The sequence below is a fragment of the Arthrobacter sp. cf158 genome, from assembly GCF_900106835.1.
Classification (GTDB): Bacteria; Actinomycetota; Actinomycetes; order Actinomycetales; family Micrococcaceae; genus Arthrobacter.
In genome coordinates this window covers 149,071-172,105 of the sequence record NZ_FNNR01000008.1, presented here as the reverse complement: position 1 = coordinate 172,105, position 23,035 = coordinate 149,071, and the positions used below count along the sequence as shown (strand labels likewise).

Annotated in this window: 25 protein-coding genes and 1 tRNA gene; 14 read left to right on the top strand and 12 right to left on the bottom strand. The window is 62.6% G+C overall.

Annotated elements, in window-relative coordinates; all coding sequences use genetic code 11:
- The first annotated feature begins 26 nt into the window (after positions 1–26).
- Positions 27–305 carry a putative quinol monooxygenase gene (locus BLW08_RS16950; RefSeq protein ID WP_011775682.1) on the top strand — a complete coding sequence of 93 codons (279 nt, stop codon included), beginning with the start codon at positions 27–29 and terminating at the stop codon, positions 303–305.
- Between the two features lie 121 nt (positions 306–426).
- On the opposite strand, the gene BLW08_RS16945 is transcribed toward BLW08_RS16950, so the two are convergent.
- Both BLW08_RS16945 and BLW08_RS16940 read right to left on the bottom strand, forming a co-directional pair.
- Positions 427–804, bottom strand: a complete 378-nt coding sequence (locus BLW08_RS16945) for a thioredoxin family protein (protein ID WP_011775683.1) — start codon at positions 802–804, stop codon at positions 427–429.
- A gap of 90 nt (positions 805–894) precedes the next feature.
- Positions 895–2,733 carry an SGNH/GDSL hydrolase family protein gene (locus tag BLW08_RS16940; RefSeq protein ID WP_091326560.1) on the bottom strand — a complete coding sequence of 613 codons (1,839 nt, stop codon included), beginning with the start codon at positions 2,731–2,733 and terminating at the stop codon, positions 895–897.
- A gap of 172 nt (positions 2,734–2,905) precedes the next feature.
- Here BLW08_RS16940 and BLW08_RS16935 point away from each other — a divergent pair, with 172 nt between their 5' ends.
- From BLW08_RS16935 to BLW08_RS16925, 3 genes are read left to right on the top strand one after another with little or no spacing between them, the layout of a single operon-like run.
- Entirely contained in the window at positions 2,906–3,613 is a 708-nt protein-coding gene (locus BLW08_RS16935; protein WP_254779936.1) for a TetR/AcrR family transcriptional regulator, read from the top strand.
- The gene (locus tag BLW08_RS16930) at positions 3,579–4,601 is read left to right on the top strand and encodes an ABC transporter ATP-binding protein (protein WP_091326558.1); all 1,023 of its coding nucleotides are present in this window, start codon (positions 3,579–3,581) and stop codon (positions 4,599–4,601) included. Before BLW08_RS16935 ends, BLW08_RS16930 begins: the two co-directional genes overlap by 35 nt.
- Complete coding sequence (locus tag BLW08_RS16925) at positions 4,594–5,394, top strand: ABC transporter permease subunit (RefSeq protein WP_091326556.1); 801 nt, start codon at positions 4,594–4,596, stop codon at positions 5,392–5,394. The genes BLW08_RS16930 and BLW08_RS16925 overlap by 8 nt, the downstream gene beginning before the upstream one ends.
- Here the strand turns inward: BLW08_RS16925 and BLW08_RS16920 are convergent.
- Positions 5,391–5,936, bottom strand: a complete 546-nt coding sequence (locus tag BLW08_RS16920; RefSeq protein ID WP_091326648.1) for an acyl-CoA thioesterase — start codon at positions 5,934–5,936, stop codon at positions 5,391–5,393. The genes BLW08_RS16925 and BLW08_RS16920 overlap by 4 nt on opposite strands.
- Positions 5,937–6,115: 179 nt before the next feature.
- Between BLW08_RS16920 and BLW08_RS16915 the strand changes: the two genes are divergently transcribed.
- Entirely contained in the window at positions 6,116–6,337 is a 222-nt protein-coding gene (locus BLW08_RS16915) for a hypothetical protein (RefSeq protein WP_091326555.1), read from the top strand.
- 46 nt (positions 6,338–6,383) lie between these two features.
- Positions 6,384–7,157, top strand: a complete 774-nt coding sequence (locus BLW08_RS16910) for a potassium channel family protein (RefSeq protein WP_090817310.1) — start codon at positions 6,384–6,386, stop codon at positions 7,155–7,157.
- A gap of 145 nt (positions 7,158–7,302) precedes the next feature.
- On the opposite strand, the gene BLW08_RS16905 is transcribed toward BLW08_RS16910, so the two are convergent.
- Both BLW08_RS16905 and BLW08_RS16900 read right to left on the bottom strand, forming a co-directional pair.
- Positions 7,303–7,384: transfer RNA gene (locus BLW08_RS16905), tRNA-Tyr, on the bottom strand.
- A 128-nt stretch (positions 7,385–7,512) separates the two neighbouring features.
- The gene (locus tag BLW08_RS16900) at positions 7,513–7,779 is read right to left on the bottom strand and encodes a hypothetical protein (protein ID WP_090817308.1); all 267 of its coding nucleotides are present in this window, start codon (positions 7,777–7,779) and stop codon (positions 7,513–7,515) included.
- Between the two features lie 182 nt (positions 7,780–7,961).
- On the opposite strand from BLW08_RS16900, the gene BLW08_RS16895 reads away from it, so the two are divergent.
- From BLW08_RS16895 to efeB, 4 genes are all read left to right on the top strand, one after another.
- Positions 7,962–8,453 carry a YajQ family cyclic di-GMP-binding protein gene (locus BLW08_RS16895; protein WP_017200185.1) on the top strand — a complete coding sequence of 164 codons (492 nt, stop codon included), beginning with the start codon at positions 7,962–7,964 and terminating at the stop codon, positions 8,451–8,453.
- A gap of 218 nt (positions 8,454–8,671) precedes the next feature.
- Positions 8,672–9,526: an iron uptake transporter permease EfeU gene (efeU, locus tag BLW08_RS16890; protein WP_091326553.1), complete on the top strand. Its 855-nt coding sequence runs from the start codon at positions 8,672–8,674 to the stop codon at positions 9,524–9,526.
- A 47-nt stretch (positions 9,527–9,573) separates the two neighbouring features.
- Positions 9,574–10,752 (top strand): iron uptake system protein EfeO, encoded by a 1,179-nt coding sequence (gene efeO, locus BLW08_RS16885; RefSeq protein ID WP_091326646.1) that lies wholly within the window; start codon positions 9,574–9,576, stop codon positions 10,750–10,752.
- The gene (efeB, locus tag BLW08_RS16880) at positions 10,749–12,200 is read left to right on the top strand and encodes an iron uptake transporter deferrochelatase/peroxidase subunit (RefSeq protein ID WP_090817303.1); all 1,452 of its coding nucleotides are present in this window, start codon (positions 10,749–10,751) and stop codon (positions 12,198–12,200) included. Before efeO ends, efeB begins: the two co-directional genes overlap by 4 nt.
- A 32-nt stretch (positions 12,201–12,232) precedes the next feature.
- Here the strand turns inward: efeB and htpX are convergent, their stop codons facing one another.
- Both htpX and BLW08_RS16870 read right to left on the bottom strand, forming a co-directional pair.
- Positions 12,233–13,102 carry a zinc metalloprotease HtpX gene (htpX, locus tag BLW08_RS16875; RefSeq protein ID WP_090819055.1) on the bottom strand — a complete coding sequence of 290 codons (870 nt, stop codon included), beginning with the start codon at positions 13,100–13,102 and terminating at the stop codon, positions 12,233–12,235.
- Between the two features lie 146 nt (positions 13,103–13,248).
- Complete coding sequence (locus BLW08_RS16870) at positions 13,249–14,520, bottom strand: MFS transporter (protein ID WP_090817300.1); 1,272 nt, start codon at positions 14,518–14,520, stop codon at positions 13,249–13,251.
- Positions 14,521–14,600: 80 nt separating this feature from the next.
- Here BLW08_RS16870 and BLW08_RS16865 point away from each other — a divergent pair, with 80 nt between their 5' ends.
- From BLW08_RS16865 to BLW08_RS16855, 3 genes are read left to right on the top strand one after another with little or no spacing between them, the layout of a single operon-like run.
- The gene (locus tag BLW08_RS16865) at positions 14,601–15,377 is read left to right on the top strand and encodes a hypothetical protein (RefSeq protein WP_091326551.1); all 777 of its coding nucleotides are present in this window, start codon (positions 14,601–14,603) and stop codon (positions 15,375–15,377) included.
- A 30-nt stretch (positions 15,378–15,407) separates the two neighbouring features.
- Positions 15,408–15,884 carry a Fur family transcriptional regulator gene (locus BLW08_RS16860; RefSeq protein ID WP_017199873.1) on the top strand — a complete coding sequence of 159 codons (477 nt, stop codon included), beginning with the start codon at positions 15,408–15,410 and terminating at the stop codon, positions 15,882–15,884.
- 14 nt (positions 15,885–15,898) lie between these two features.
- Positions 15,899–17,380: a catalase gene (locus BLW08_RS16855; RefSeq protein ID WP_090817294.1), complete on the top strand. Its 1,482-nt coding sequence runs from the start codon at positions 15,899–15,901 to the stop codon at positions 17,378–17,380.
- Here BLW08_RS16855 and BLW08_RS24290 read toward each other — a convergent pair.
- On the bottom strand, positions 17,377–17,499 hold the full coding sequence (locus BLW08_RS24290) for a hypothetical protein (RefSeq protein ID WP_256212521.1): 123 nt from the start codon (positions 17,497–17,499) through the stop codon (positions 17,377–17,379). The genes BLW08_RS16855 and BLW08_RS24290 overlap by 4 nt on opposite strands.
- Positions 17,500–17,510: 11 nt before the next feature.
- On the opposite strand from BLW08_RS24290, the gene BLW08_RS16850 reads away from it, so the two are divergent.
- Complete coding sequence (locus BLW08_RS16850) at positions 17,511–18,146, top strand: DUF2461 domain-containing protein (protein WP_091326550.1); 636 nt, start codon at positions 17,511–17,513, stop codon at positions 18,144–18,146.
- Positions 18,147–18,262: 116 nt separating this feature from the next.
- Here the strand turns inward: BLW08_RS16850 and BLW08_RS16845 are convergent, their stop codons facing one another.
- The 4 genes from BLW08_RS16845 to BLW08_RS16830 all read right to left on the bottom strand — a co-directional run bounded on the left by BLW08_RS16845 (position 18,263) and on the right by BLW08_RS16830 (position 22,967).
- Positions 18,263–19,816, bottom strand: coding sequence for an APC family permease (locus BLW08_RS16845; protein ID WP_090817288.1), 1,554 nt, complete (start codon positions 19,814–19,816; stop codon positions 18,263–18,265).
- A gap of 157 nt (positions 19,817–19,973) precedes the next feature.
- Entirely contained in the window at positions 19,974–20,390 is a 417-nt protein-coding gene (locus BLW08_RS16840) for a DUF779 domain-containing protein (protein WP_090817285.1), read from the bottom strand.
- A complete protein-coding gene (adhP, locus tag BLW08_RS16835; protein WP_090819052.1) occupies positions 20,390–21,400 on the bottom strand; it encodes an alcohol dehydrogenase AdhP in 1,011 nt (336 codons plus the stop codon). The genes BLW08_RS16840 and adhP overlap by 1 nt, the downstream gene beginning before the upstream one ends.
- Positions 21,401–21,443: 43 nt before the next feature.
- The gene (locus BLW08_RS16830; RefSeq protein WP_091326548.1) at positions 21,444–22,967 is read right to left on the bottom strand and encodes an acetaldehyde dehydrogenase ExaC; all 1,524 of its coding nucleotides are present in this window, start codon (positions 22,965–22,967) and stop codon (positions 21,444–21,446) included.
- Between the last annotated feature and the right edge of the window lie 68 nt (positions 22,968–23,035).

Below are 23,035 nucleotides of genomic sequence, written 5' to 3'. Positions count from 1 at the left end.
CGTGTCCTGCCGGTAGGGTTGAAGCCATGAGTGCACCCATTGACCTGCAGGCCACGTTCATCCCCAACGAAGGCGAGTTCTTCCGCGTGAAGCTCGCTTTGGAAATCGCCATCGATGAGGTTGTGAACGAGCCCGGCTGCATCCGCTACGAACTGACCGAAGCCACGGAGGAGAAGCTCGTCCTCACGGAGCGCTGGGAATCCGAGGAACTCCTTGAGAAACACTCCAAAGGCATCGCCGTCCAGGACCTGAACGAGTCCCTCAGCGCATTGCTCGCCGAGCCTGTGAAGCTCGAGCGCCTCTAAGCGCCGCAACGGGGCGCCGCCAGAACGGGACGCCGCAACACCGCCAGAACGCCTTAAAGCAGCGAGGTCGCCGGAAATTTCCGACGACCTCGCTGCTTTCCGGCGAATTCGCCGGGTTGGTCTAGTTTTCCTGCGCCTCGGCACGGGCCTTGGCAACGTGGGCGTGGACCTCTTCCATGTCCAAACCCTTCACGGCCTCGATGACTTGCTCAAGCTGCGGGCCGTTGAGGGCGCCAGGCTGCGAGAAGACGAGGACCTTTTCGCGGAAGGCCATGAGCGTGGGGATGGACGTGATCCCGGCTTCGGCAGCGAGCTGCTGCTCGGCCTCGGTGTCCACCTTCGCGAACACCACGTCAGTGTGCTTCTCCGAAGCGGCCCCATAGGTGGGCGCGAACTGGCGGCACGGGCTGCACCAGGCAGCCCAGAAATCCACCAGGACAATATCGTTGTCCTCGATGGTCGATGCGAACTGTTCTCCAGTGATGTCAACTGTAGCCATGCTTCCACGGTACGCGACCCCGCCTGCTAAGTCCCGTGGAGGGTTAGCCTGTTCGCTCCCCGCGTTACCGGGAATAAACGGGATGGCTGGCTACTTGCCCAGCACGTACCGCAGCGCGGACGCATAGAGCGGCGCAACCTTGTTGTGGCCGGTCTGATTCATGTGGGCTCCATCGAGGTAATCCCCGGCCGCACCTGCGATGGTTGCGGTGCCGGACATCGAGATGCGCGGCCAGCCTCGGAGCGCAGCTTCGCGGGTCACCAGCCCGTCCACCCAGCGGCGTTGGGCATGGCTGGCGTCGTAGCGGGACAGGACTCCGTTGACCAGGATGGTGCTGCGGGGATACTTACGGCGCAGTTCGTCCCAGAGGCGGTTTGCTTGCGAGAGGATGGCTGCATCAGTAGCACCGATCCGGGCGTCGTTGCCGCCCAAGGTCACCACCACAAGGCCGGGATTTCCCTGCGGCAGGAGGATGCGGTCCTGCAAGACGGCATCAGTTGCGGAGCCTCCGCCTACGGCCGGGCTGCCGGAGACATAGCCGATTCCGCCGATGCTGCGGACAACCTGGCGAGGGTAGCCGGCTGCTCTGGCCCCCTGCTCGCCCCACGAGTCCATGTCCAGCTGCGAGTCGCCAAGGAAGACCACTGTGGATGCGTCCACAGCCTCCGCCGAATAGAGCTCCTGCGTGACGTCATTCCAGATGGTTTCCACCTTCTGGAACGCCACATGGTCTCCCCTGCCGTCTGACCAGGTGTCACGCACGGGCCAGCCGAACTCCCCGGGATTGACTGACCACACCTTGTAGGTTGGGTGTCCCACAATCCGTGCTCCCGTGGCCGGACCCCATACCAGCCAGCCGTTGGCGAACTGCTGCACCAGTCCGCCCGCGCGTGGAAGTTTATCCGTGAGCGGCAGCCCCAGTGACCCTGCCGCTCCGCCCAGTGAAACATAGCGGTTATGGACGTCACCATGGGTGGTTGAGTGCGCACCCGTTGCCGCGGACCAGTAGACCGTGCCGCCTTGGAAGAGTTGGTAGACGAAGGAGCTTTGCCGGACTTCCTCACTGACTGGATACCCCAGAGCGCCGTTTTGGCCTCCCGTGGAAGACCAGTAGCTGCGGATGGCGCCCGTGATGGCGCGTGCTCCGGTGGCCGGTGACCAGATAATGGTGCCCCGTTGGTACTGCTGTGACGAGCCGCCGTTCCGCAGTCCCGTGGTTTCGTCCGTGGATGGGTAACCAAATTCGCCTTCCTCCAACCCGGATTCACGCCAGCGTTCACGGATGGCGCCCATGGAGGGGTGCGCTCCAGTGGCCGGCGACCACACCACAAAGCCGCGCTCGAAGGCCTGCCAGGCACCGCCGTCGCGCAGTCCGGTGCTTTCCCCGGTGACCGGGTATCCAAGGAACCCGCTTTCGAATCCGGCACGACCCCAGGCCAGATGGATGGATCCGCTGGTTCGTTGCGCGCCAGTGGCCGGTGAGTAGGCAATGACCCCGCGTTCAAACGACTGCTTGGTACCTCCGTTCCGGAGCCCGCTCACCGTGTCGCTGGTGGGATATCCGTGGAAACCGGCAGGCCCATCGTTCTGCCACCAGGACGTGCGGACAGGTCCGTTGACAACCACACGGGCCCCGGTGCGCGCGGACCATGCGATGTCGCCGCCGGCGAACCGCTGCACGCAGCCATTGCCGCTGCCACTGCTGGTGCATTCTTCTGCGCTTGTTGGCAGCTGCAACACGCTGCGCGCCCACGGACTGGTGTTGTACAGCTGGCCGATGGCGCCCGTGACGGGCGGGGGCGTTTCAAGGGTCATGCGTGCCGCCGGAGGAGCCGCCTGGACCGCCGTCGCCAGGGATCCTGGAACCAGCAGCACCGTTGCCACTACGCCCAGGAACCAGCGCGTTACGGCCGACTTTGCACTTCTCACTTCACTAACCCCTCAAGCTACGGGCATGCCCCCACCTGCTCCCCCACATGAAAACAGTGAGGCAAGTATGTTGGACGCCGGCCCTCACCACAGCGGCGACGCAGCGAATGGTGCCACATCGTTATGTGCCGCCCTCTTGATCCCGGCTGAACAGCTGTTTAGTCTTTGAAACATGCGTTCAAACGCAGAGGATTTGACCACCCGGGCCCGCATCCGCGACGCCGCAATCGGACTTTTCGGCCGCGATGGATTTACCCGCGCCACCGTCCGGGCCGTCGCCTCGGCTGCCGGAGTAAGCCCTGGTTTGGTCATCCATCATTTCGGCAGCAAGGCAGGGCTCCGCGAGGCCTGTGACCGCCATGTGCTGGCCCAGACCGCTACCCAGGGCCGAGAGAAAACCGACCCCGGGTCCACGCGTCAGCTGATTCAGGATTATCTGAACCACCCGGACCAATACGCCAACGAGATCTCGTACATACGGCAATCCCTGGGGGATGAATCCGCGGCCGGTGACGCCTTCTTCGATGCCGTCGTGAGGCAGACGCAGGACATCATCCAGGACGGGATCGACGCCGGCACCATCCGGAAGGTTGATGACGTCCGGTCAACCGCCGTGGTGATCGCCTCCAACAGCCTGTCGATCCTCATGCTGGGCAGGCACCTCTCAAGGACACTGGGCGCCGTCACGCCCGAGCCCCACGGAATCGGGCCGGAGTTGCTGCGTCACCTCACACTTCCGGCCCTGGACATCTATACACACGGCTTCTACACGGACTCGCGGTTCCTGGATGCAGCCCGCGACGCACTCCGGCAAGACACACCAACCAAGGAAGGGAGCATGCCCCGTGACCCAGGCAATCGTCGTCGAGGGGTTGCGTAAGAAGTTCGGACACCGGGAGGTGCTGCACGGACTTGATTTCGCCGTGGAGCGCGGGACGGTGTTCGGCGTCATCGGACCGAATGGTGCGGGCAAGACCACCACCATGCGCTGCCTGCTGGACATCATCCGGCCCAGCGCGGGTTCCATTGCCGTGCTTGGGGAGGACCCCCGCAGGGCAGGCACCGGTCTCCGCCGAAGGATCGGTTATCTTCCGGGCGAACTGCACTTGGAGAACCGCACTACGGGCCGCCGCATGCTGGAACACTTCGAAGCGATCAGTGGACCCGTGCAGCCCGGATACATCGATCAGCTTGCCGAGCGGCTGGACCTGGACCTTGACCGGCAGAGCCGCAAGCTTTCCAAGGGCAACAAGCAGAAACTGGGACTCCTGCAGGCCTTCATGCATCAGCCTGAACTCCTGGTTCTTGACGAGCCGACCAGCGGCCTTGATCCCCTGGTCCAGCAGGTCTTCCATGCCATGGTCCGCGAGGCCGTGGACGGCGGCGCCACTGTCTTCCTCAGTTCGCACGTCCTCAGCGAAGTCCAGCAAGCGGCCGACGCCGTGGCTATCCTCCGCGACGGCGAAATCGTCACCGTGTCCACCGTGGAAGCTCTCAGGACGGCCGCAGTCCGGCAGCTTCGCTTCACCAGCACTGGAACAGAAGCGCCCGACGTCGGGGCGTTGCTGGGCAGGGTGCCTGGCGTCGCCAACATAGCGGTGCGGGAGCTTCCCGCTGATGGCCATGCTGCCGGGACCGTTGAAGCCACGGCGACGCTGTCAGGTCACGTCCAGCCCCTTGTCCAGGAACTCGCCCGCCTGAATCTGACGGACCTGGTCCTTGAGGAACCTGATCTGGAAGAAGCCGTGCTGACCCTCTACACCGGAACATCCCCTGCGCCGGGACACGGAGAGGGCCCCGGCTCCAACAACGCGTCCGGTTCCGGCTCCAGACCGGCCGCCCGAAAGGAAGGAGCCCACCGTGCCTAAGATCCTGCCATTGTTCACCAAGGCGCTCACAGATTCGTGGCGGTCCACCCTGGCCTGGGCCCTGGGTCTGACGGCGGCGATCATGCTCTACCTGCCGCTGTATCCCTCCATTGGCGGAAATTCGCAAATGCAGGACCTCATCAATGCCCTTCCCCCTGAAATGACCAAAGCACTGAACTACGACCAAATTGCAACCGGTCCCGGCTATACCCAAGCCACACTTTTCGGGCTGATCGGTTTCCTGTTGATGTCCATGGCGTCCGTTGGCTGGGGGGCCGCAGCGGTAGGCGGAGACGAGGAATCGGGACTGTTGGAACTGACCCTCGCGCACAGCGTTACCCGTGTCCAGGTGGTCCTCGAAAGGGCTTTCGCGTTGATAGTCCGGACCGTGGTTCTCTCCGCACTGGTCTTCCTGTTGGTGCTGGTACTGAACCGGCCCTCGGAACTGGGCATCGACGTCGGGCATCTGTTCGGAGCGGTGGTCCTGTTTGCCGCGCTGGCTTTGCTGAGCGGCACGGCAGCCCTGTGCGCAGGCGCGCTGACGGGCCGGAAGGTCTACGGGATTGCCGCGGGTGCCGCGGTGGCCGTCCTGGGCTACGTGTTCAATGCGGTCGGGAGGCAGAGTCCCGACGTCGATTGGCTGCTGAACCTTTCGCCGTACCACTGGGCGTACGGCAATTCACCCGTAACAAACGGGGCCGATTGGGGTGCCGCCTGGGGCTTGCTCGGAATTTCGGCCGCGCTCATCGCGGTGGGTGCTGCCGCCCTGCAGCGACGTGATGTAGGAGTTTAGGCCCAGACGTGGGGTGCGGGGCGGCTCGCTCCGGGAAGTGCGTTGTTCCCGCGCCACTCGTGAATCCATTCGGGCAGCTCGAGGTCAGCCGGCGGGGCACCGAACTCTGCGATGATTTCTTCCTGCGTGACGGGCTTGCCCTTGTGCACCAAACGGGTGGCGATATGGGCGCGGGCGTAAATTTCGCCGTCCACCACCATGCGCTGCTCAAAGTAGATGGCCTTGGTGTCCAGCCCAATGATGCGGGTTTCGATGGTGTACCGCTGCCACAGCTGCAGGGACTTCCGGAAGGCAATGGTTTCCCCGGCTGCTACCGGGTTCCAACCCCGTTTGCGCATCTTTGTCCAGATTCCGCTGCGAACCATGAGATCGAACCGGCCCAGGTCCATCAGCGAGAAGTACATTCCGTTGTTAACGTGCATGGCGATGTCGATGTCCGTCGGCAACACCCGCAGAGGCAGTGAGGATTCTTCCCAAACGCCCAGTGGCGAGCGCTTGGAGGACGTGAACAGCAACATGAGGGTGCGAAGAAGCAGATGCATGCCTGCAATGTTACTCGTCGGTAACTTTGCTGTGAATATGCGGACCACATGCTGGAACAACACCGGCTGCGAGGCTCCATTTATGTCCAACGATTGCACTAACGTTTACCGCTGGTTCATGAAAGCCGTGCACAATATCTGAAACTCGTATTGACCAGGAAACACCAGGGGGACTCCTCATGAGCACGCTGCAAACCACCAGGCCGCACGGCGAAGTCTGGCCGGAACTCTCCCGCCACCAGGACGTTGTGCTCCAGGATGCCCGTGGCAACCGGATCGAGGGCACCATCGATGGCATGACCAACGACCGCAGCACACTCTGGATCCAACTCAAGGGTGGCCTTGGCCGCCAGTTGATCCACCACCTGGATGGTTACTGGTTGGAGACGCCCGCCGCCTGAACCGGCCCATCCCAGGCAGGGCGCCTGCGGTGACTAGTATTCCCCTATGACGCAAGCTCGATATCGGGACCTCGTGGAATGGCCCCTCATGGCCACCGCATTGATCTTCCTCACCGCCTACGGGTGGCAGGTCATCGGCCGCGTGGACGGCGCTGCTGCCGTGCCCTTCGAGATCGTTCTCTGGATCACGTGGGGAATTTTCGCGGTGGACTACTTCGTGAATTTGTGGCTCGCCGAGGACCGCGGGCGGTGGTTCCTCTGGAACCTGCATGAGCTCCTGATCGTGGTTCTCCCCTTCTTCAGGCCCCTTCGCTTGCTGCGCCTGGTCACCCTCTTGTCCGTCCTCCAACGCACCGTGGGTGAGACCCTGCGCGGACGCGTGGCCACCTACGTTGCCGGCGCGGCTGCGATGCTCATCCTCATCGGCGCGTTGGCCGTGCTCGACGTGGAGCAGAACGCCCCGGACGCAAAGATCCTCACCTTTGGGGACGCGGCTTGGTGGGCTGTCACCACCATCACCACGGTGGGCTACGGAGACCTCTATCCGGTCACTCCGATCGGCAGGATTGTCGCAGCGGCGCTCATGATGAGCGGCATCGCTGTCCTCGGTATTGTGACGGCTTCCATCGCCTCCTGGCTCGTCCAGCGGATCGAAGAGAACGCCGAGGGCGTGGCGGCGGCAGCGGGCCAGAAGGCAGCCGAGGCCGAGGAGCCTGTTCGTGCGGAGATGGCTGACCTGGTGATGGAGATCGCGGCCCTGCGCCGCGAGATCGCGGAGCTCAGGGAGATCGCGGAACCCGGGCAAAAGCCCGGGTCATAGTTTCGGGCTGAGGACACCACCTCCCGGCGGCGCCAGGCGGCGCCCCAAAATGACGCAGCCCCAAAACGAGCAATCCCCAAAAAATGAGGCAACCCGGGATACGAAAAAATCCCCGGAACCAGTGGTTCCGGGGATTTTCCTTGGGTGGCAGATGAGGGATTCGAACCCCCGTAGGCGTTGCCAGCTGATTTACAGTCAGCCCCCTTTGGCCGCTCGGGTAATCTGCCGAACTTCAAAAGAAGATCACTTCCGGAGACCGTTTCTTTTCGATCCGGTAACCGAAGGCAGAGACAACCTTACAGAATTTCCTGCGAAGAATCTAATCGGGGGCAGATACCCCGGAATTCCGCGTATTTCAGGCTTCGCCGAGGATCCGTCCAGCCAGTTTGGCCTCAAACTTCTCGGCTTGCTCGGCGGTGATTTGGTTGAGCTGCACGGCGCGGAGCAAATCCGCGTGCACTCCGTCCATACGTGACGCAGCGTCGGGTACCGGGCTCAGGACGATCGATGCTGCCACAGCCGCTGCCGCCACTGCACTCGCCGCCGCAACGGCAGCCGTTCCGATGGAACCCGCTGCTGCGGACGCGGATTTGGTAATGGACTGGACGGCCTTGCTGCTCATGCTGATCCTCCGACGATGCGTTCTTCCAACTGTTACAACTCTCAACCCGCACGCTCGGTTCCAGCCCTGCATGTGCTGTGAGCGAACTGTGAAAGTCCTCCACCGTCCCAAGCGGCGGCTTCCGTACTAGGCTGGATGCCAGACCAACCCGCCCTCACAGGGCCCCCAACCTAAGGAGAGTCATGGCAGGCGAATCCACATTCGACGTCGTCAGCAAGGTAGACAAGCAAGAGGTCGCCAACGCCCTCAACCAGTCCCAGAAGGAAATCGCGCAGCGATACGACTTCAAGGGTGTGGGCGCAGAGATCGACTTCAGCGGCGAGAAGATCCTCATGAAGGCCAACTCCGAGGACCGCGTCCTCGCTGTCCTGGACGTCTTCCAGTCCAAGCTCATCAAGCGCGGCATCTCCCTGAAGTCCCTGGACCAGGGCGAACCCTTCCCTTCCGGCAAGGAGTTCCGCCTTGAGTGCACCATCAAGGAGGGCATCGCCCAGGACATCGCCAAGAAGATCAACAAGATCATCCGCGATGAAGCTCCCAAGTCCGTCAAGTCCCAGATCCAAGGTGACGAGCTCCGCGTGACGTCCAAGTCCCGTGACGACCTCCAGGAGACGATGAACATCCTGAAGAAGTTCGAAGAGGCCGATCTCCAGTTCGTGAACTTCCGCAGCTAACACCCTCACCAAAAAGCACCGAGGCAACCACCGGCCTCAAAGCCGGGACGCACGCTCATCAGGGCGCCGTGTCCCGGCTTTTTGCTGCCCAAAAACTACACCGACTGTCGTAATGAGCCAGCGCATTAGCACACGATTAGTTTGCGTAATAGTCAAGTCACAGTATCCTTCTTCCTTAGGCGAACCTAAGTACGGTTCCCCTTAGTGAAAGAACTTCCATGACCGCCAATTACCTGATCGGCCTGCGCGAAGGCCTTGAGGCCTCACTCATCGTGGTCCTCCTGATGGCATACCTCATCAAGACCGGCCGGCGGCATCTGATCTCCCGTGTCTGGATGGGCGTAGGCCTCGCAATCGCCATTTCTCTTGGCTTCGGCGCTCTGCTGACCTTCGGCCCACGCGGCCTCACGTTCGAGGCCCAGGAAGCGATCGGCGGAGGCCTGTCCATCGTGGCGGTCGCGCTGGTGACCTGGATGGTCTTCTGGATGGCCCGCACGGCGCGCAGCCTCGGCGGCGAACTCCGATCGCAGGTGGATAAAGCAGCTGACGGCGCCGCGTGGGGCCTCGTGGTGGTTGCGGCACTGGCAGTGGGACGCGAAGGCCTCGAAACTGCCCTCTTCATCTGGGCCGCGGCCCAGGCAACCGGCGAAACCACCCTGCCGCTGCTCGGGGCATTGCTCGGTCTGCTGACAGCTGCCGGCCTGGGTTATCTGCTCCACCGGGGTGTGCTGAAGGTGAACCTCGGCCGCTTCTTCACGTGGACCGGGGTGGGGCTCATCATCATTGCCGGTGGCGTCCTGGCCTACGGAATCCACGATCTCCAGGAGGCGGGCATCCTGCCGGGCCTGAACAACCTGGCCTTCGACGTCTCAGCTGCCATCCCGCCGTCGTCCTGGTACGGAACCCTGCTGAAGGGCACGCTGAACTTCTCCCCCGCCACCACCTGGCTCGAAGCCGCTGCATGGCTGTTGTACGTGATTCCGGTGCTGTTCCTTTACATCCGGGCCAACCGTTCGGCTCCACCCCAGGCTTCCAGCAAGACTTCCACCCCCGCCGTCACGGCCCACCCGTAGTCCCCGCCCTGACGCCCGCCCCCAACACAAAGGACACACCCATGTTCCTGCCCGCCTCCTCTTCCCCGAAACTTCGCAGGACGCTCGCCGTCATCGGGGCAGCCGCAGCCGTACCGCTGGTGCTTTCCGGTTGCACTGACAACACCAAGACCACGGGCGCAACGGATGGTCCCATCCAGGTCAGCAGCACCGCCAACGAGTGCAAGGTCTCCACCAGCACTGCCCCCAGCGGCAACCTGACCTTCAACGTGAAGAACGAAGGTACCGAGGTCACCGAGTTCTACCTGCTGGCCGACGACGGCTTGCGGATCATTGGCGAAGTAGAGAACATCGGCCCCGGAATCACCCGCAACCTGGTGGTTACTGCGCCTGCGGGCAAGTACAACACCGCATGCAAGCCTGGCATGCAGGGCGAAGGCATCCGCGCCTCCTTCGAGGTCACTGAGTCCGGAAACAAGCCCAGCGTGGACGCCGGCTTCCAGGAACTCCTTGACACCGGATCCGCGCAGTACATGGCCTACGTCAAGGACCAGACCGAACAGCTCATTGTGGGCACCAAGGCCTTTGCCGAGGCTTTCGCCGCAGGTGACGCCGCCAAGGCCAAGGACCTCTACGCGTCCACCCGCATGCACTGGGAGCGGATCGAACCCGTGGCCGAGTCATTCGGCGACCTCGATCCCAAGCTCGATGCCCGTGAGGCCGACCTTGAGCCGGGACAGGAATGGACCGGCTGGCACCGCGCTGAGAAGGACCTCTTCCCGCCGGCAGACTACACAGCCATGACTGCCGCGGAGCGTACGGCGATTTCCACACAATTGGTGGCTGACACCGAGGACCTCGTCACCCGCACCCGCACCGTCCAGCTCACCCCGGACAAGCTCGGCAACGGCGCCAAGGAACTTCTTGATGAAGTGGCCACCGGCAAGGTCACCGGCGAAGAGGAGATCTGGTCCCACACCGACCTTTGGGATTTCCAAGCCAACGTGGACGGTGCGCGCATCGCCTTCGAAAGCCTGAAGCCTGCTCTTGAGCAGAAGGATGCGGAGCTGGCAAAGTCCTTGGACGAGAAATTCGCCGCCCTGCAGGCCGAACTCAAGAAGCACGCCAAGGGCGATGGCTTCGCGTACTACAACGAGCTGAGCCAGGACCAGGTCCAGCAGCTCGCCGCCTTGGTCGATTCGCTGGGTGAGCCCCTCTCCAAGCTCACCGCAGCTGTGGTGTTGTGACCGGCTGCCCCTTCGGGCACACTGGCGAAAGCCCCGACGCCAACCGCACCGGTGAGGGATCCGTCGTCGGACACTCCGGCGCGTCAGCCGGCGTCGAGACTTCCGCCGGGCTGACGTCCCAGGAAGCGTCCGACGCCGGTTCAGCAGCTACCGCTGCGGCCAGTACCTCACGTATGTCCCGACGCGGCCTGCTCTCTCTCGCGGGGGTGGGCGGCGCCGGGGCCGTTGCCGGCTTGGCCGCCGGGTTCCTGGGGCACGATGCTTTGACGGCTGCCAACGCTTCAGCCTCGGACACCAAGGCCGGAGAGGCTGTGGTCCCGTTCTTCGGCGACCACCAGGCGGGTATCACCACGCCCGCCCAGGACCGCCTGCACATGGCCGCGTTCGACGTCACCACCGAGGACCGCAAGGACCTCATCAAGCTCCTCAAAGACTGGACTGCCGCGGCCGAGGCCATGACAACCGGTATTCCCACGGGCAAGACGGGCGCCGTCGATGGGCCCTACGATGCACCGCCGGAAGACACCGGCGAAGCACTGGACCTGCCGGCCGCCAAGCTCACCCTGACCTTCGGTTTCGGTGCCGGGCTGTTTGAGGAGGATGGCAAGGCGCGTTTTGGGCTGGACGGACGCCGGCCTGAGGCCTTGATCGATCTCCCCCATTTCCCCGGGGATGACCTTCAGCCGGGCCGCACGGGTGGTGACATTGTGATCCAGGCCTGCGCCGATGACCCCCAGGTTGCCGTCCATGCCATCCGCAACCTCGCCAGGATCGGTTTTGGGAAAGTCCGTGTGCGTTGGTCGCAATTGGGCTTTGGCCGTACTTCCTCCACGTCCAGGGCACAGGTGACACCGCGGAACCTCTTTGGTTTCAAGGACGGCACCAACAACCTCAAGGTCGAAGACAACACGCTGCTGGATGAGCACGTGTGGGTGCCGTCCAGCTCGCGGCCAGGTGAGCAGTGGATGAGCGGGGGCAGCTACCTGGTGGCCCGCCGGATCCAAATGCACATCGAAATCTGGGACCGGACTTCCCTGCGTGAACAGGAAGGGCTGATCGGCCGCACCAAGGGCGTGGGCGCTCCCCTGTCAGGCGGAGATGAGTTCACCGCTCCGGACTTCGGGATCAAGGGACGTGACGACGAGCCCCTCATTCCCCTCGATTCGCATGTCCGCCTTGCACACCCGGACCAGAACGCCGGCGTGAGAATGCTGCGCCGCGGCTACAACTTCACCGACGGTTCGGACGGCCTGGGTCACCTCGACGCCGGACTGTTCTTCATCGCGTTCGTCAAGGATCCCCGGACCCACTACGTGCCTATGCAGCTGGCCTTGGCCAAGGGCGACACCCTGTCCGTGGAGTACCTGAAGCACACAGGCTCCGGTCTATTCGCTGTGCCTCCCGGCGTCAAAGCGGGCGGATATATCGGCGAGGGCCTGTTCTCCTAATCCCGCAGCGGGTTCACAACGCGTTTCTGTCTCTATGAAAGTGGGCGTCCGGCCATTCGTTCCAGCCGGCTGATCCGTTCCTTCATGGGCGGGTGCGTGGAGAACATGCGCCGCATACCGCCGCCTCGGAACGGGTTGGCAATCATCAGATGTGAGGCGTTGACCAGCTTTTGGTCCTGGGGAAGGGGCAACTGGCTGACGCCGGACTCAATCTTGCGCAGGGCTGAGGCGAGTGCCAGAGGATCGCCAGTGAGCTCGGCGCCGTCTTCATCGGCGTCGTACTCACGTGTGCGGGAGATGGCCATTTGGATCAGTGAGGCTGCGAAGGGCGCGAGCAGGGCCATGGCAATGGTAGCCAGCGGGTTGGCGTTGCGCCGGTCGCCGCTGCCAAAAATCAGCAGCATCTGACCCACCGAGGTAATAACACCGGCCACGGCAGCGGCTACGGATGAGGTCAGGATGTCTCGGTTGTACACGTGCATTAATTCATGCCCCAGCACGCCTCTGAGTTCGCGTGCGTCCAGAAGGTGCAGGATACCTTCAGTGCAGCACACAGCGGCGTTCTTGGGATTGCGTCCGGTGGCAAAGGCATTGGGAGTCATGGTGGGCGAAAGGTAGATCCGCGGCATGGGCTTGTTGGCACGGACTGACAGTTCCCTCACGATCTGGTACAGCTGCGGAGCCTGTGCCTCAGTGACTGGGTATGCGGCCATGGAACGAATGGCGATCTTGTCGCTGTTCCAGTATCCGTAGGCAGTGGTACCAACGCCGATAAGAGCCATGATCCAGATGGGCGTCGTGCTGCGCGTCCCTGCCGCGATAATGGCACCCAAACCCAACAACACCGCCCACAGCACACCGAAGAGCGCGGCAGTCTTGAGTCCATTGTTGTGTTTATGCACGGTTTCTCTGGTCACTTTCGTCAGCACTTGCAGGGGTTCTCTCAGGATTAACGCCGACGCCGGTCGCCGTGTTCCGTTGTCAGCCTACGTCGCCCGGGTGGCTGGCGGCAGGGTGACTGGCTGTGGTCATCGTCTGGCCAGCGGAGCTAGGGCACCGGATGCTTGGCGTCGTAAGCGACGAAACCAGGCTGAATGCGCGAGGCCAGCCATGCCAGGACAATGCACAGGAGACCGCCGAGGAGCAGTACACCGCCTTCGCTGAGGAACTGCGTGACACCGCCGGCCAGCATGTCACCCACACGGGGCCCTCCCGCCACCACCACGATGAACACGCCCTGCAGCCTCCCACGCAGGTGATCGGGTGTGGCCGCCTGGAGGATGGTGGTCCGGAAGACGGCGCTGACAGAGTCGGAAATGCCCGCGAGCGCACAGCAGACGGCTGCAGGAATGAGCCAGGCCGTGACGCCATCGCGACCGGCATCGCCGGCCAGCAGCACCACCAGTCCGAACCCGGCGATCGAGGCACCCCAGCCAACGACGGACCACACCACGGCGCTGCCCTGTTTGCGTACGCGCCCCAGCGGTCCAGAGAACAGGCCTGCGAGGAAAGCACCCACGGCCGTGGACGCGAGCAGAACACCCACCGTAGTTTCGCCGCCGCCGATCATGACCGCCCCAATGGCAGGCATGAGCGCACGGGGTTGCGCGCAGATCATGGCGATGAGGTCGATGATGAAGGTCATCCGGACGTTGGGCCGGGTGCCCAGGAACCGGAAACCTTCAACCACGGAACGCAGTCCGGGCCGCACAGCATCCTTGGAAGGTGGCAATGGCGGAAGCCTGAAGAGGCCCCAGAGTGCGAACGTAAAACTGATGACGTCAATGGTGTAGGTCCAGCCAAAGCCAATGGTGGCTACCAGCACACCGGCCAACAGCGGTCCGGCAGTCATGGACAGGCCGAAGGTCAGCATGCTCAGGGCGTTGGCCGCCGGCAGCAGGTCCTTTCGAACAAGAAGCGGGATGATGGCGCTGCGGGCTGGTCCGTTGATGCCTTGGGCGCCGCTCTGGATGGCCACCAGTGCGTACAGGATCCAGATGTTTCCGATCTCCAACCACGCCTGCAGTGCCAGTCCCGCAGTGGTTGCCCAGAGGACCAATGAGGCGATGAGGGCCACTTTGCGGCGGTCGTAAGCATCGGAAATGGAACCACCGTAAAGGCCCGCGATGACCAGCGGAACCAACGCGAAGATCCCCAGAAGACCCACGTAGAAGCTCTCCTGCGTGAGCCTGTAAACCTCCAGGCTCACGGCCACCAGCGTCAGTTGGGTACCTATGGCGGCCACCGATGCCCCCATCCAGAGCCGCCGGAAAGCGGGACTCTCCTTCAGCGGGGTGATGTCTGCCAGTAGTTTCGCCACCGTCCTACCTTAACGACCATTGCAGCAGCCTCCCGCCACACGTGCCGGCTTGGTAGGCTCACCCGGGGGAAGGAGTTGACATGGTACTGTCGCGACGATTGCTGTACCGTTCGGGCTTTTGGGAGATCGCCCGTCCACGCCATCCGCTGACTGCCGGGCACGTCCTGATCAGGCTCTCGGATCCCTCTACAGAGTTCGCACACCCCTCGGCCGCCGACTGGCTTTTCTGTCACAACCTGGTCCGCACTGCCCTCCGTGAGGTTCTGGATGCCACCCGCTGCGCCGTCATGTTCGCCCACCAATGGCACCCGTTGGGCTCGGCCATGGGCGAACCCGTCGCTGAGTCATCAACCCCCACGTTCCACCTGTTTGGACGGTGGGACGGAGAAACCACGACGCCGGGACTCCAGCTGTCGCTTCCGGCCCACCGTCGGACCGGGGTGCCGGACGACGAGCTGGACGGTACCGATGCCGCGCTCCGTGAAGCGCTGCGGGGAGGTGGACACCGCTCCCCGGTGACTTCTGCCGATCAGGTGCGTGCCGTCGTCGGGCCTGTCAGTGGATCCGATCCGCTGGTGCGGACGATCGATGCAGGCCCCCGTCACACCGTCATGGAGCCGGCCCGGCACACTGCGTCCATCGAGGATCTTCAGCCGGCGGAGCTCTTGGCCATGGCATCGGCCTTGGGGGCGCTTCCGCTGTCCGGCGGACTCAGTGGATTCAGCTGTGTTGTGTTGGAATCCGAGTCACTTGGTGTCCCCTTAAAGGTCCATGCGCTGGGACGATCCGTGGCAGAAGAAGTCAATCCGCTGGAGGCACTGCTCCGTTCACCCGAAGTTAGCCTTGCCTTATTGTGAACTCCTCAAAATAAGTGTTTCAATGAATGCATGACAGATCACACAGCCGAGCAAGCAGAATGGGCCGCCGCCCTGCATGCCCACGGCAGGCGTGTGACCAAGCAGCGGCTGGCTGTGCTGGCCGCGGTCCAGCACCATCCGCATTCCCCGGCGGAAGGCATTCTTGCCGCCGCCCGCAAAGAGCTTCCTGAACTGACGGCGCAGTCCGTTTACGTAGTGCTCAGCGACCTCACGGATCTGCAGATGCTGCGCCGCTTTGAACCCCCGCACTCCCCGGCGCTTTACGAAACCCGGGTAGGCGATAACCACCACCACGCCGTCTGTATCAGCTGCGGCAAGGTGGAGGACGTGGATTGCGCCGTGGGCCACGCACCGTGCCTTACTCCGCATTGGGATGAGAATTCAAAGCCCATGACCATCCAGATCGCCGATGTCCTTTACCAGGGCATCTGCCAGGACTGCCAGTCCAAACAACAGCTTCCCGTAACTTCCGTAACTCAGAAATAAGAAAAAGGAGAACAATGACTGCCATTTCAACAACCCAGTCAGGTGCCCCCGTTACGTCCGACGCGCACTCGAAGTCCGTCGGCGCTGACGGTGCCATCATCCTCACCGACCACTACCTGGTGGAAAAGCTTGCGCAGTTCAACCGCGAGCGGGTCCCGGAGCGTGTAGTGCACGCCAAGGGTGGCGGCGCATTCGGTACGTTCAAGACCACCTCGGACGTTTCGGCCTACACCAAGGCTGCTTTCCTCCAGCCGGGTACCGAGACGGACATGCTGATCCGTTTCTCCTCCGTTGCAGGCGAGAACGGCTCTCCCGACACTTGGCGTGACCCCCGCGGTTTCGCCGTGAAGTTCTACACCTCCGAGGGCAACTACGACCTCGTTGGCAACAACACCCCCGTCTTCTTCATCCGCGACGGCATCAAGTTCCCGGACTTCATCCACTCCCAGAAGCGCCTCCCGGGCAGCCACCTGCGTGACGCTGACATGCAGTGGGACTTCTGGACCCTCTCCCCCGAGTCCGCCCACCAGGTCACCTGGCTCATGGGCGACCGTGGCCTCCCGGCTTCCTGGCGTGAAATGCAGGGCTACGGCTCGCACACCTACCAGTGGATCAACGCCGCCGGCGAGCGTTTCTGGGTCAAGTACCACTTCAAGTCCAACCAGGGCGTCAAGACCATCACCGGTGACGAAGCTGCCGAACTGGCTGGCTCGGACGCGGACTTCTACATCCGCGACCTCCAGGAGAACATTGCCGATGGCAACTTCCCCTCCTGGGAACTGCACGTCCAGGTCATGCCGTACGAGGACGCCAAGACGTACCGCTTCAACCCGTTCGACCTCACCAAGGTGTGGCCGCACTCTGACTACCCGCTGATCCACGTGGGCACCATGGAGCTGAACAAGAACCCGGAGAACTACTTCGCGCAGATCGAGCAGGCCACCTTCGCGCCGTCGAACTTCGTACCGGGCATTGCCGCTTCCCCGGACAAGATGCTACAGGCCCGCATCTTCTCCTACGCAGATGCACACCGTTACCGCGTGGGCACCAACCACGCTCAGATCCCGGTGAACCAGCCCAAGAACCAGGTCAACAACTACAGCCAGGACGGCCAGGGTCGTTTCCTGTTCAACTCCCCCTCCACCCCGGTGTACGCACCGAACTCGGTAGGTGGCCCGGCTGCTGTTGAGCCCACCTCACCGGCCGGCGGCTGGGAGAACGACGGCGAGCTCACCCTCTCCGCCCACACCCTTCACGCTGAGGACGACGACTTCGGCCAGGCTGGCACGTTGTACCGCGAGGTCTACGACGACGCCGCAAAGGCCCGCCTCCTTGACACCATCACCGGTGCTGTGGGCGGCGTAAAGCACGCCGACATCAAGGAACGCGCTATCCAGTACTGGACCAACGTTGATGCCGACCTCGGCGCCAAGCTCCGCGCCAACCTCGGCGCCGGCCAGACCGAGTCCGACGCCGAAGCAGCCAACAAGCTCTAAGCGTCATTGCTCCACTGCATTTCCAGGAACACCCCGTTGCGGATCTCCGCGGCGGGGTGTTCTTTTTGTTTTTCCACATAGCGGTCCCGGGCTATGGCTGCGGATGTGCCGCCGTCCATAGGATCCCTTTATGAGCACATTCGAAGGCATCCCTGCTGCCGCATTCCGTTTCTATGCCGAGCTTGAAGAGAACAACAACCGTGAGTGGTGGCTGGAACATAAAACAACCTACGACGCCGAGGTCAGAGAGCCGCTGACCGCTCTCCTTTTAGAGTTGGAGCCGCAGTTCGGGCCAGCCAAGATCTTTCGTCCCAACAGGGACATCCGGTTCTCCCAGGACAAGTCACCGTACAAGACCGCGCAGGGCGCCTTCGCTGCCACTCAAGAGGGTGTGGGCTTCTATCTCCAGATCAGCGCAGATGGGCTGCTGATCGGCGGCGGCTACCACTCGCACACTCCGGCGCAGCTGGCGCGTTTCCGTGCCGCTGTGGATGCTCCTGCCAGTGGGGAGGAACTCCAGAAGATCGTTGACGCGGTGGCGGCGGCGGGCTTCGCCATTGAGGGCGAGAAGCTCAAGACCGTTCCGAGGGGCTACGACAAGGACCATCCGCGCGGGGAATTGCTCAAGCACAAGTCCCTCTCAGCGGGCAGTGAGGTGGGGCAGCCGGAGTGGTTGTCCAATCCCTCGGCCAGGGATGAGATCGCTTCCCGTTGGGAGGTGCTGAGGCCCCTGGTGGAGTGGGTCCGGGGGCATGCGGCACCCTGACTGGACTGGGGCTGGGGCGGGCGGAACATGCAAAAAGCGCCCGGAAACCGATGGTGGTTCCCGGGCGCCTCACATCTATTTAGCCGCAGCTGTCAGACAAGCAGTTGTTGCGGGGGCTAAACCTTGGTGTAGGTGTCTTCGTCCTCGTCACCCTTGGGCTGCTTGCTGTGGGCATCACCGGTGACGGCATTCTTCGCCGCAGCGAACTTCTCGTTGAGCCGTGAATGGCGCTGGCCGTAGGAGACGTAAATGATCATGCCGATGACCAGCCAGATCGCGAAGAAGATCCAGGTCTCCACGGCCAGGTTCGTCATGAGGTAGAGGCAGAGGACCGCGGAGACCCATGGCAGGACCTTGCCGAACGGAACGCGGAAGGCAGGCTTGAGGTCCGGGCGCTTCTTACGCAGCACCAGGATGCCCAGGCTCACCATCACGAACGCGGACAGCGTGCCGATGTTGATCATTTCCTCAAGGAGATCCACGTTGGTCAGGCCGGCCACCAGGGCAACCGCAGCACCACAAATGATCTGGAGCCGGGCAGGCGTGGAGCGCTTTTCGCTGGTCTTGGACAGCGAGCGCGGCAGGAGTCCGTCGCGGCTCATGGCCAGAACCACGCGGGACAAGCCCATAAGCAGCACCATGATCACGGTAGTCAGGCCCACCAGCGAGCCAAAGGCAATGACCTTGGCTGCGTCAGTGTTGCCCACGGCCTCGAAGGCTGTGGTCAGGGTGGGGTTCTTGACCTCGGCCAACTGCGTGTAGGAGACCATACCGGTCAACGCCAGGGAAACCAGGATGTAGAGCAGCGTAACTACTGCAAGGCCACCGAAGATACCGCGGGGAAGTGTCTTCTGCGGGTTCTTCACCTCTTCTGCGGAGGTCGCCACCACGTCAAAGCCGATGAACGCGAAGAACACCAGTGCTGCACCTGCGAAGACACCCAGGGTCCCGTACTGGGCCGGAGCGGCGCCGGTCAGGAAGCCGAAGAAGGACTGCTTCATGACGTCGGCCGCACCGGAGTCTGTGGGCTCGGAAGCAGGAACGAAGGGTGTGTAGTTGGAGAACTTCACGTAGCTGAAGCCAACAACGATCACGAACAGCACCACTGCGATCTTGATCAGCGTGAAGACGTTGCCGACGCGGGCGGACAACTTTGTCCCCAGCACCAGCAGCACGGTAAAGATCGCGACAATGAGGAAGGCGCCCCAGTAAAGGTCAACCCCGCCCACGTTGATGGACGGCGGCATGTCCACGCCCATCAGGCCAAAGACCGTACTGAGGTAGATGCCCCAGTACTTGGCGATCACGGCAGCGGCGGTGAAAAGTTCAAGGATGAGGTTCCAGCCAATGATCCACGCGAGGACCTCGCCCATGGTGGCGTAGGTGAACACGTAGGCGGAGCCTGCGACAGGAATTGCCGTGGCGAATTCTGCGTAACACATGATGGCCAGCGCGCATGTGATGGCGGCGATGGCAAAGGAGATGGTGACGGCGGGGCCGGCAAAGTTTGCAGCAGCCTTGGCGCCCACCGAGAAGATCCCGGCGCCGACAGCAACGGCGACGCCCATGATCATGAGGTCCCAGGTGCTCAGGCTGCGCTTGAGCTTGCGACCGGGTTCGTCGGCATCGGCGATCGACTGCTCGATCGACTTGGTCCTGAAAATGTTCATAAAAATGCCACATTCTGGATGGGGGTGGTATAGGACTCATCAAGAATAGTGTCCGACCAATGGACGGCCATATTTATCCCAGATAGTGAGACGAACCCAAAAACGCCGTGACTGGTGTTGCTGGTGTGACGGGGACAGGTAGCCCCCGTCACACCTCTCAGACGCTGGGAACGTCCCAGTCCATCAGTGTTGAGCGGATCAGGAACCGCTTGCCTTCTGGCGATTCCACCGAGAAGCCACTGCCCCTGCCCGGGACCACGTCCACAGTGAGATGGGTGTGTGACCAGTAGTTGAACTGCTCCTTGGACATCCAGAACTCCAGTGGCTGCGGCCCTGCGCTGGATCCAATATCGAATCGGCCGAGCAACACATCGGAGTCACCTGTCAGGAACTCCCCCGCCGGATAGCACATGGGAGCGGAGCCATCGCAGCAGCCACCTGACTGATGGAACATGAGAGGCCCGTGCTGGTCCCAGAGCTTGCGGAGCAGTTCCACGGACACCGCGGTGAGCGCCACCCGGGAGAAGTCCTCTCCGGGCAGCGTCACTGCGGCTTCCAAGCCGTTGGGATTCATCAGAACTTCAGAACCACTCGGCCGTCGATCTTGGCGTGCTTCATCTCGTCAAACACCGCATTGACCTCCGAGAGCTCCCGGGTAGAGACCGTTGGCTTGATCTTTCCCTGCGCATAGAACTCCAGTGCCTCTTCAAGGTCCTGCCTGGTGCCCACGATCGACCCCCTGACCGTGAGACCTTTGAGCACGATCTCGAAGATGGGCGCCGGGAAGTCTCCCGGAGGCAGCCCGTTGAAGACGATCGTTCCCCCGCGCCGTGCCATGCCGATCGCCTGGCCGAATGCTGAGGGATGCACTGCCGTGACCAGAACACCATGGCAGCCACCCGTTTCGCGCTGGATGACCTCGGCCGGATCCTCGTGCAGGGCGTTCACAGTCAGCTCGGCACCGTGTTCGCGGGCAAGGGCCAACTTGTCATCGGCAATGTCCACCGCAGCCACGCGAAGACCCATGGCCACCGCATACTGCACTGCTATGTGTCCCAGACCGCCGATTCCGGAGATGGTGACCCACTGCCCCGGCCTGGCCTCAGTCATCTTCAGGCCCTTGTAGACGGTGACCCCTGCACACAGCACGGGCGCAACTTCCACCGGGTCCGAGCCTTCCGGGATACGCGCGGCGAAGCGGGTATCCACCAGCATGTACTCGCCGAACGAGCCGTCAACGCTGTAGCCACCGTTTTGTTGGGACTCGCACAGCGTTTCCCAGCCGGTTCGGCAGTACTGGCAATCACCACAGGCCGACCATAGCCAGGCGTTTCCCACGAGGTCGCCCACGGCCACATCCGTGACACCGTCACCAAGGGCCACCACTTCACCGACTCCCTCGTGACCGGGGATGAACGGCGGCGTCGGCTTGACCGGCCAGTCGCCTTCGGCGGCGTGCAGATCGGTATGGCATACCCCCGACGTGATGAGGCGGACCAGCGCCTGGCCGGGACCCGGCGTCGGCCGTTCCACTTCCTGGATCTTGAGGTCGGTTCCGAATTCCGTAACTACTGCTGCTTGCATGGTGGTCATTGACGATCTCCTTTGATCGATGAACAGGACGGGTTTAGAAGAAGCCGAGCTTGTTCTCGTTGTAGCTGACCAGGAGGTTCTTGGTCTGCTGGTAGTGGTCCAGCATCATGGCGTGGTTCTCACGGCCAATACCTGAGGACTTGTAGCCACCGAAGGCGGCACCTGCCGGGTAGGCGTGGTAATTGTTCACCCACACGCGGCCAGCCTGGATCTCCCGGCCTGCGCGGTAGGCGACATTTCCGTTGCGCGACCAGACGCCGGCGCCAAGCCCGTAAAGGGTGTCGTTGGCGATCCCGATTGCGTCGTTGTAGTCGCTGAACTTGGTCACGGACACCACCGGGCCGAAGATCTCCTCCTGGAAGATGCGCATCCGGTTGTGGCCTTCGAAAATGGTGGGTTGGACGTAGTAGCCGCCAGCCAAGTCGCCGGAAAGTTCCGCGCGAGCACCGCCTGTGAGGATTTTGGCACCTTCCTGCTTCCCGATGTCGATGTAGGACAGGATCTTCTCCAGCTGGTCGTTGGATGCTTGGGCACCGATCTGGGTGTCAGTGTCCAGCGGATTGCCCTGGATGATCTTGTTGGTCCTAGCCGTGACGTCGGTCATGAAGGAGTCGTAGATGCCCTCCTGGACCAGGGCACGGGACGGGCAGGTGCAGACCTCGCCTTGGTTGAAGGCAAAGAGCGTGAACCCTTCCTGGGCCTTGTCGTAGAAGGCGTCATTCTGGTCAGCGACGTCATCGAAGAAGATGTTCGGGCTCTTGCCGCCCAGTTCCAGCGTGACGGGAATGAGGTTGTTCGACGCGTACTGGCTGATCAAACGGCCAGTGGTGGTTTCTCCCGTGAAGGCGATCTTGCGGATCCGGGAGCTGGAAGCGAGCGGCTTGCCGGCTTCCACACCAAAGCCGTTGACGACGTTCACCACGCCGGCCGGGAGGAGGTCACCGATGAGTTCCATGAGGACCAGGATGGACGTGGGCGTCTGCTCGGCGGGCTTGAGGACTACGGCGTTGCCTGCTGCGAGCGCCGGGGCAAGCTTCCAGACGGCCATGAGGATGGGGAAGTTCCAAGGAATGATCTGGCCAACAACGCCCAACGGCTCCTTGAAGTGGTAGGCGGTGGTGTCCTCATCCAGCTGCGAGAGGTGGCCTTCCTGTGCGCGGACTGCCGAAGCGAAGTAGCGGAAGTGATCTGCTGCCAGCGGGATGTCTGCGTTGAGCGTTTCGCGGACGGGTTTGCCGTTGTCCCAGGTCTCCGCTACCGCCAGGAGCTCCACATTGTCGTCAATGCGGTCTGCGATCTTGTTCAGGATGGCTGCGCGTTCGGTGGCTGAGGTCTTCCCCCAGGACGGTGCAACCTTGTGGGCGGCGTCGAGGGCAAGCTCAATGTCCTCGGACGTGCCACGGGCAACTTCGCAGAAAGCCTTGCCCGTCACTGGTGTGATGTTCTCAAAGTAGGCGCCCTTCACCGGGGCCACCCACTCGCCGCCGATCCAATTCTCGTAGCGGTCCTTGAACGTGACCTTCGAACCCTCGGCACCCGGCTGTGCGTAAACAGTCATTGCTAGCTCCTTTGCTGCGAATCACGGTGGCTGTCGCCATTGATTCGAGCCTAGGAGCGGGGAGGTTG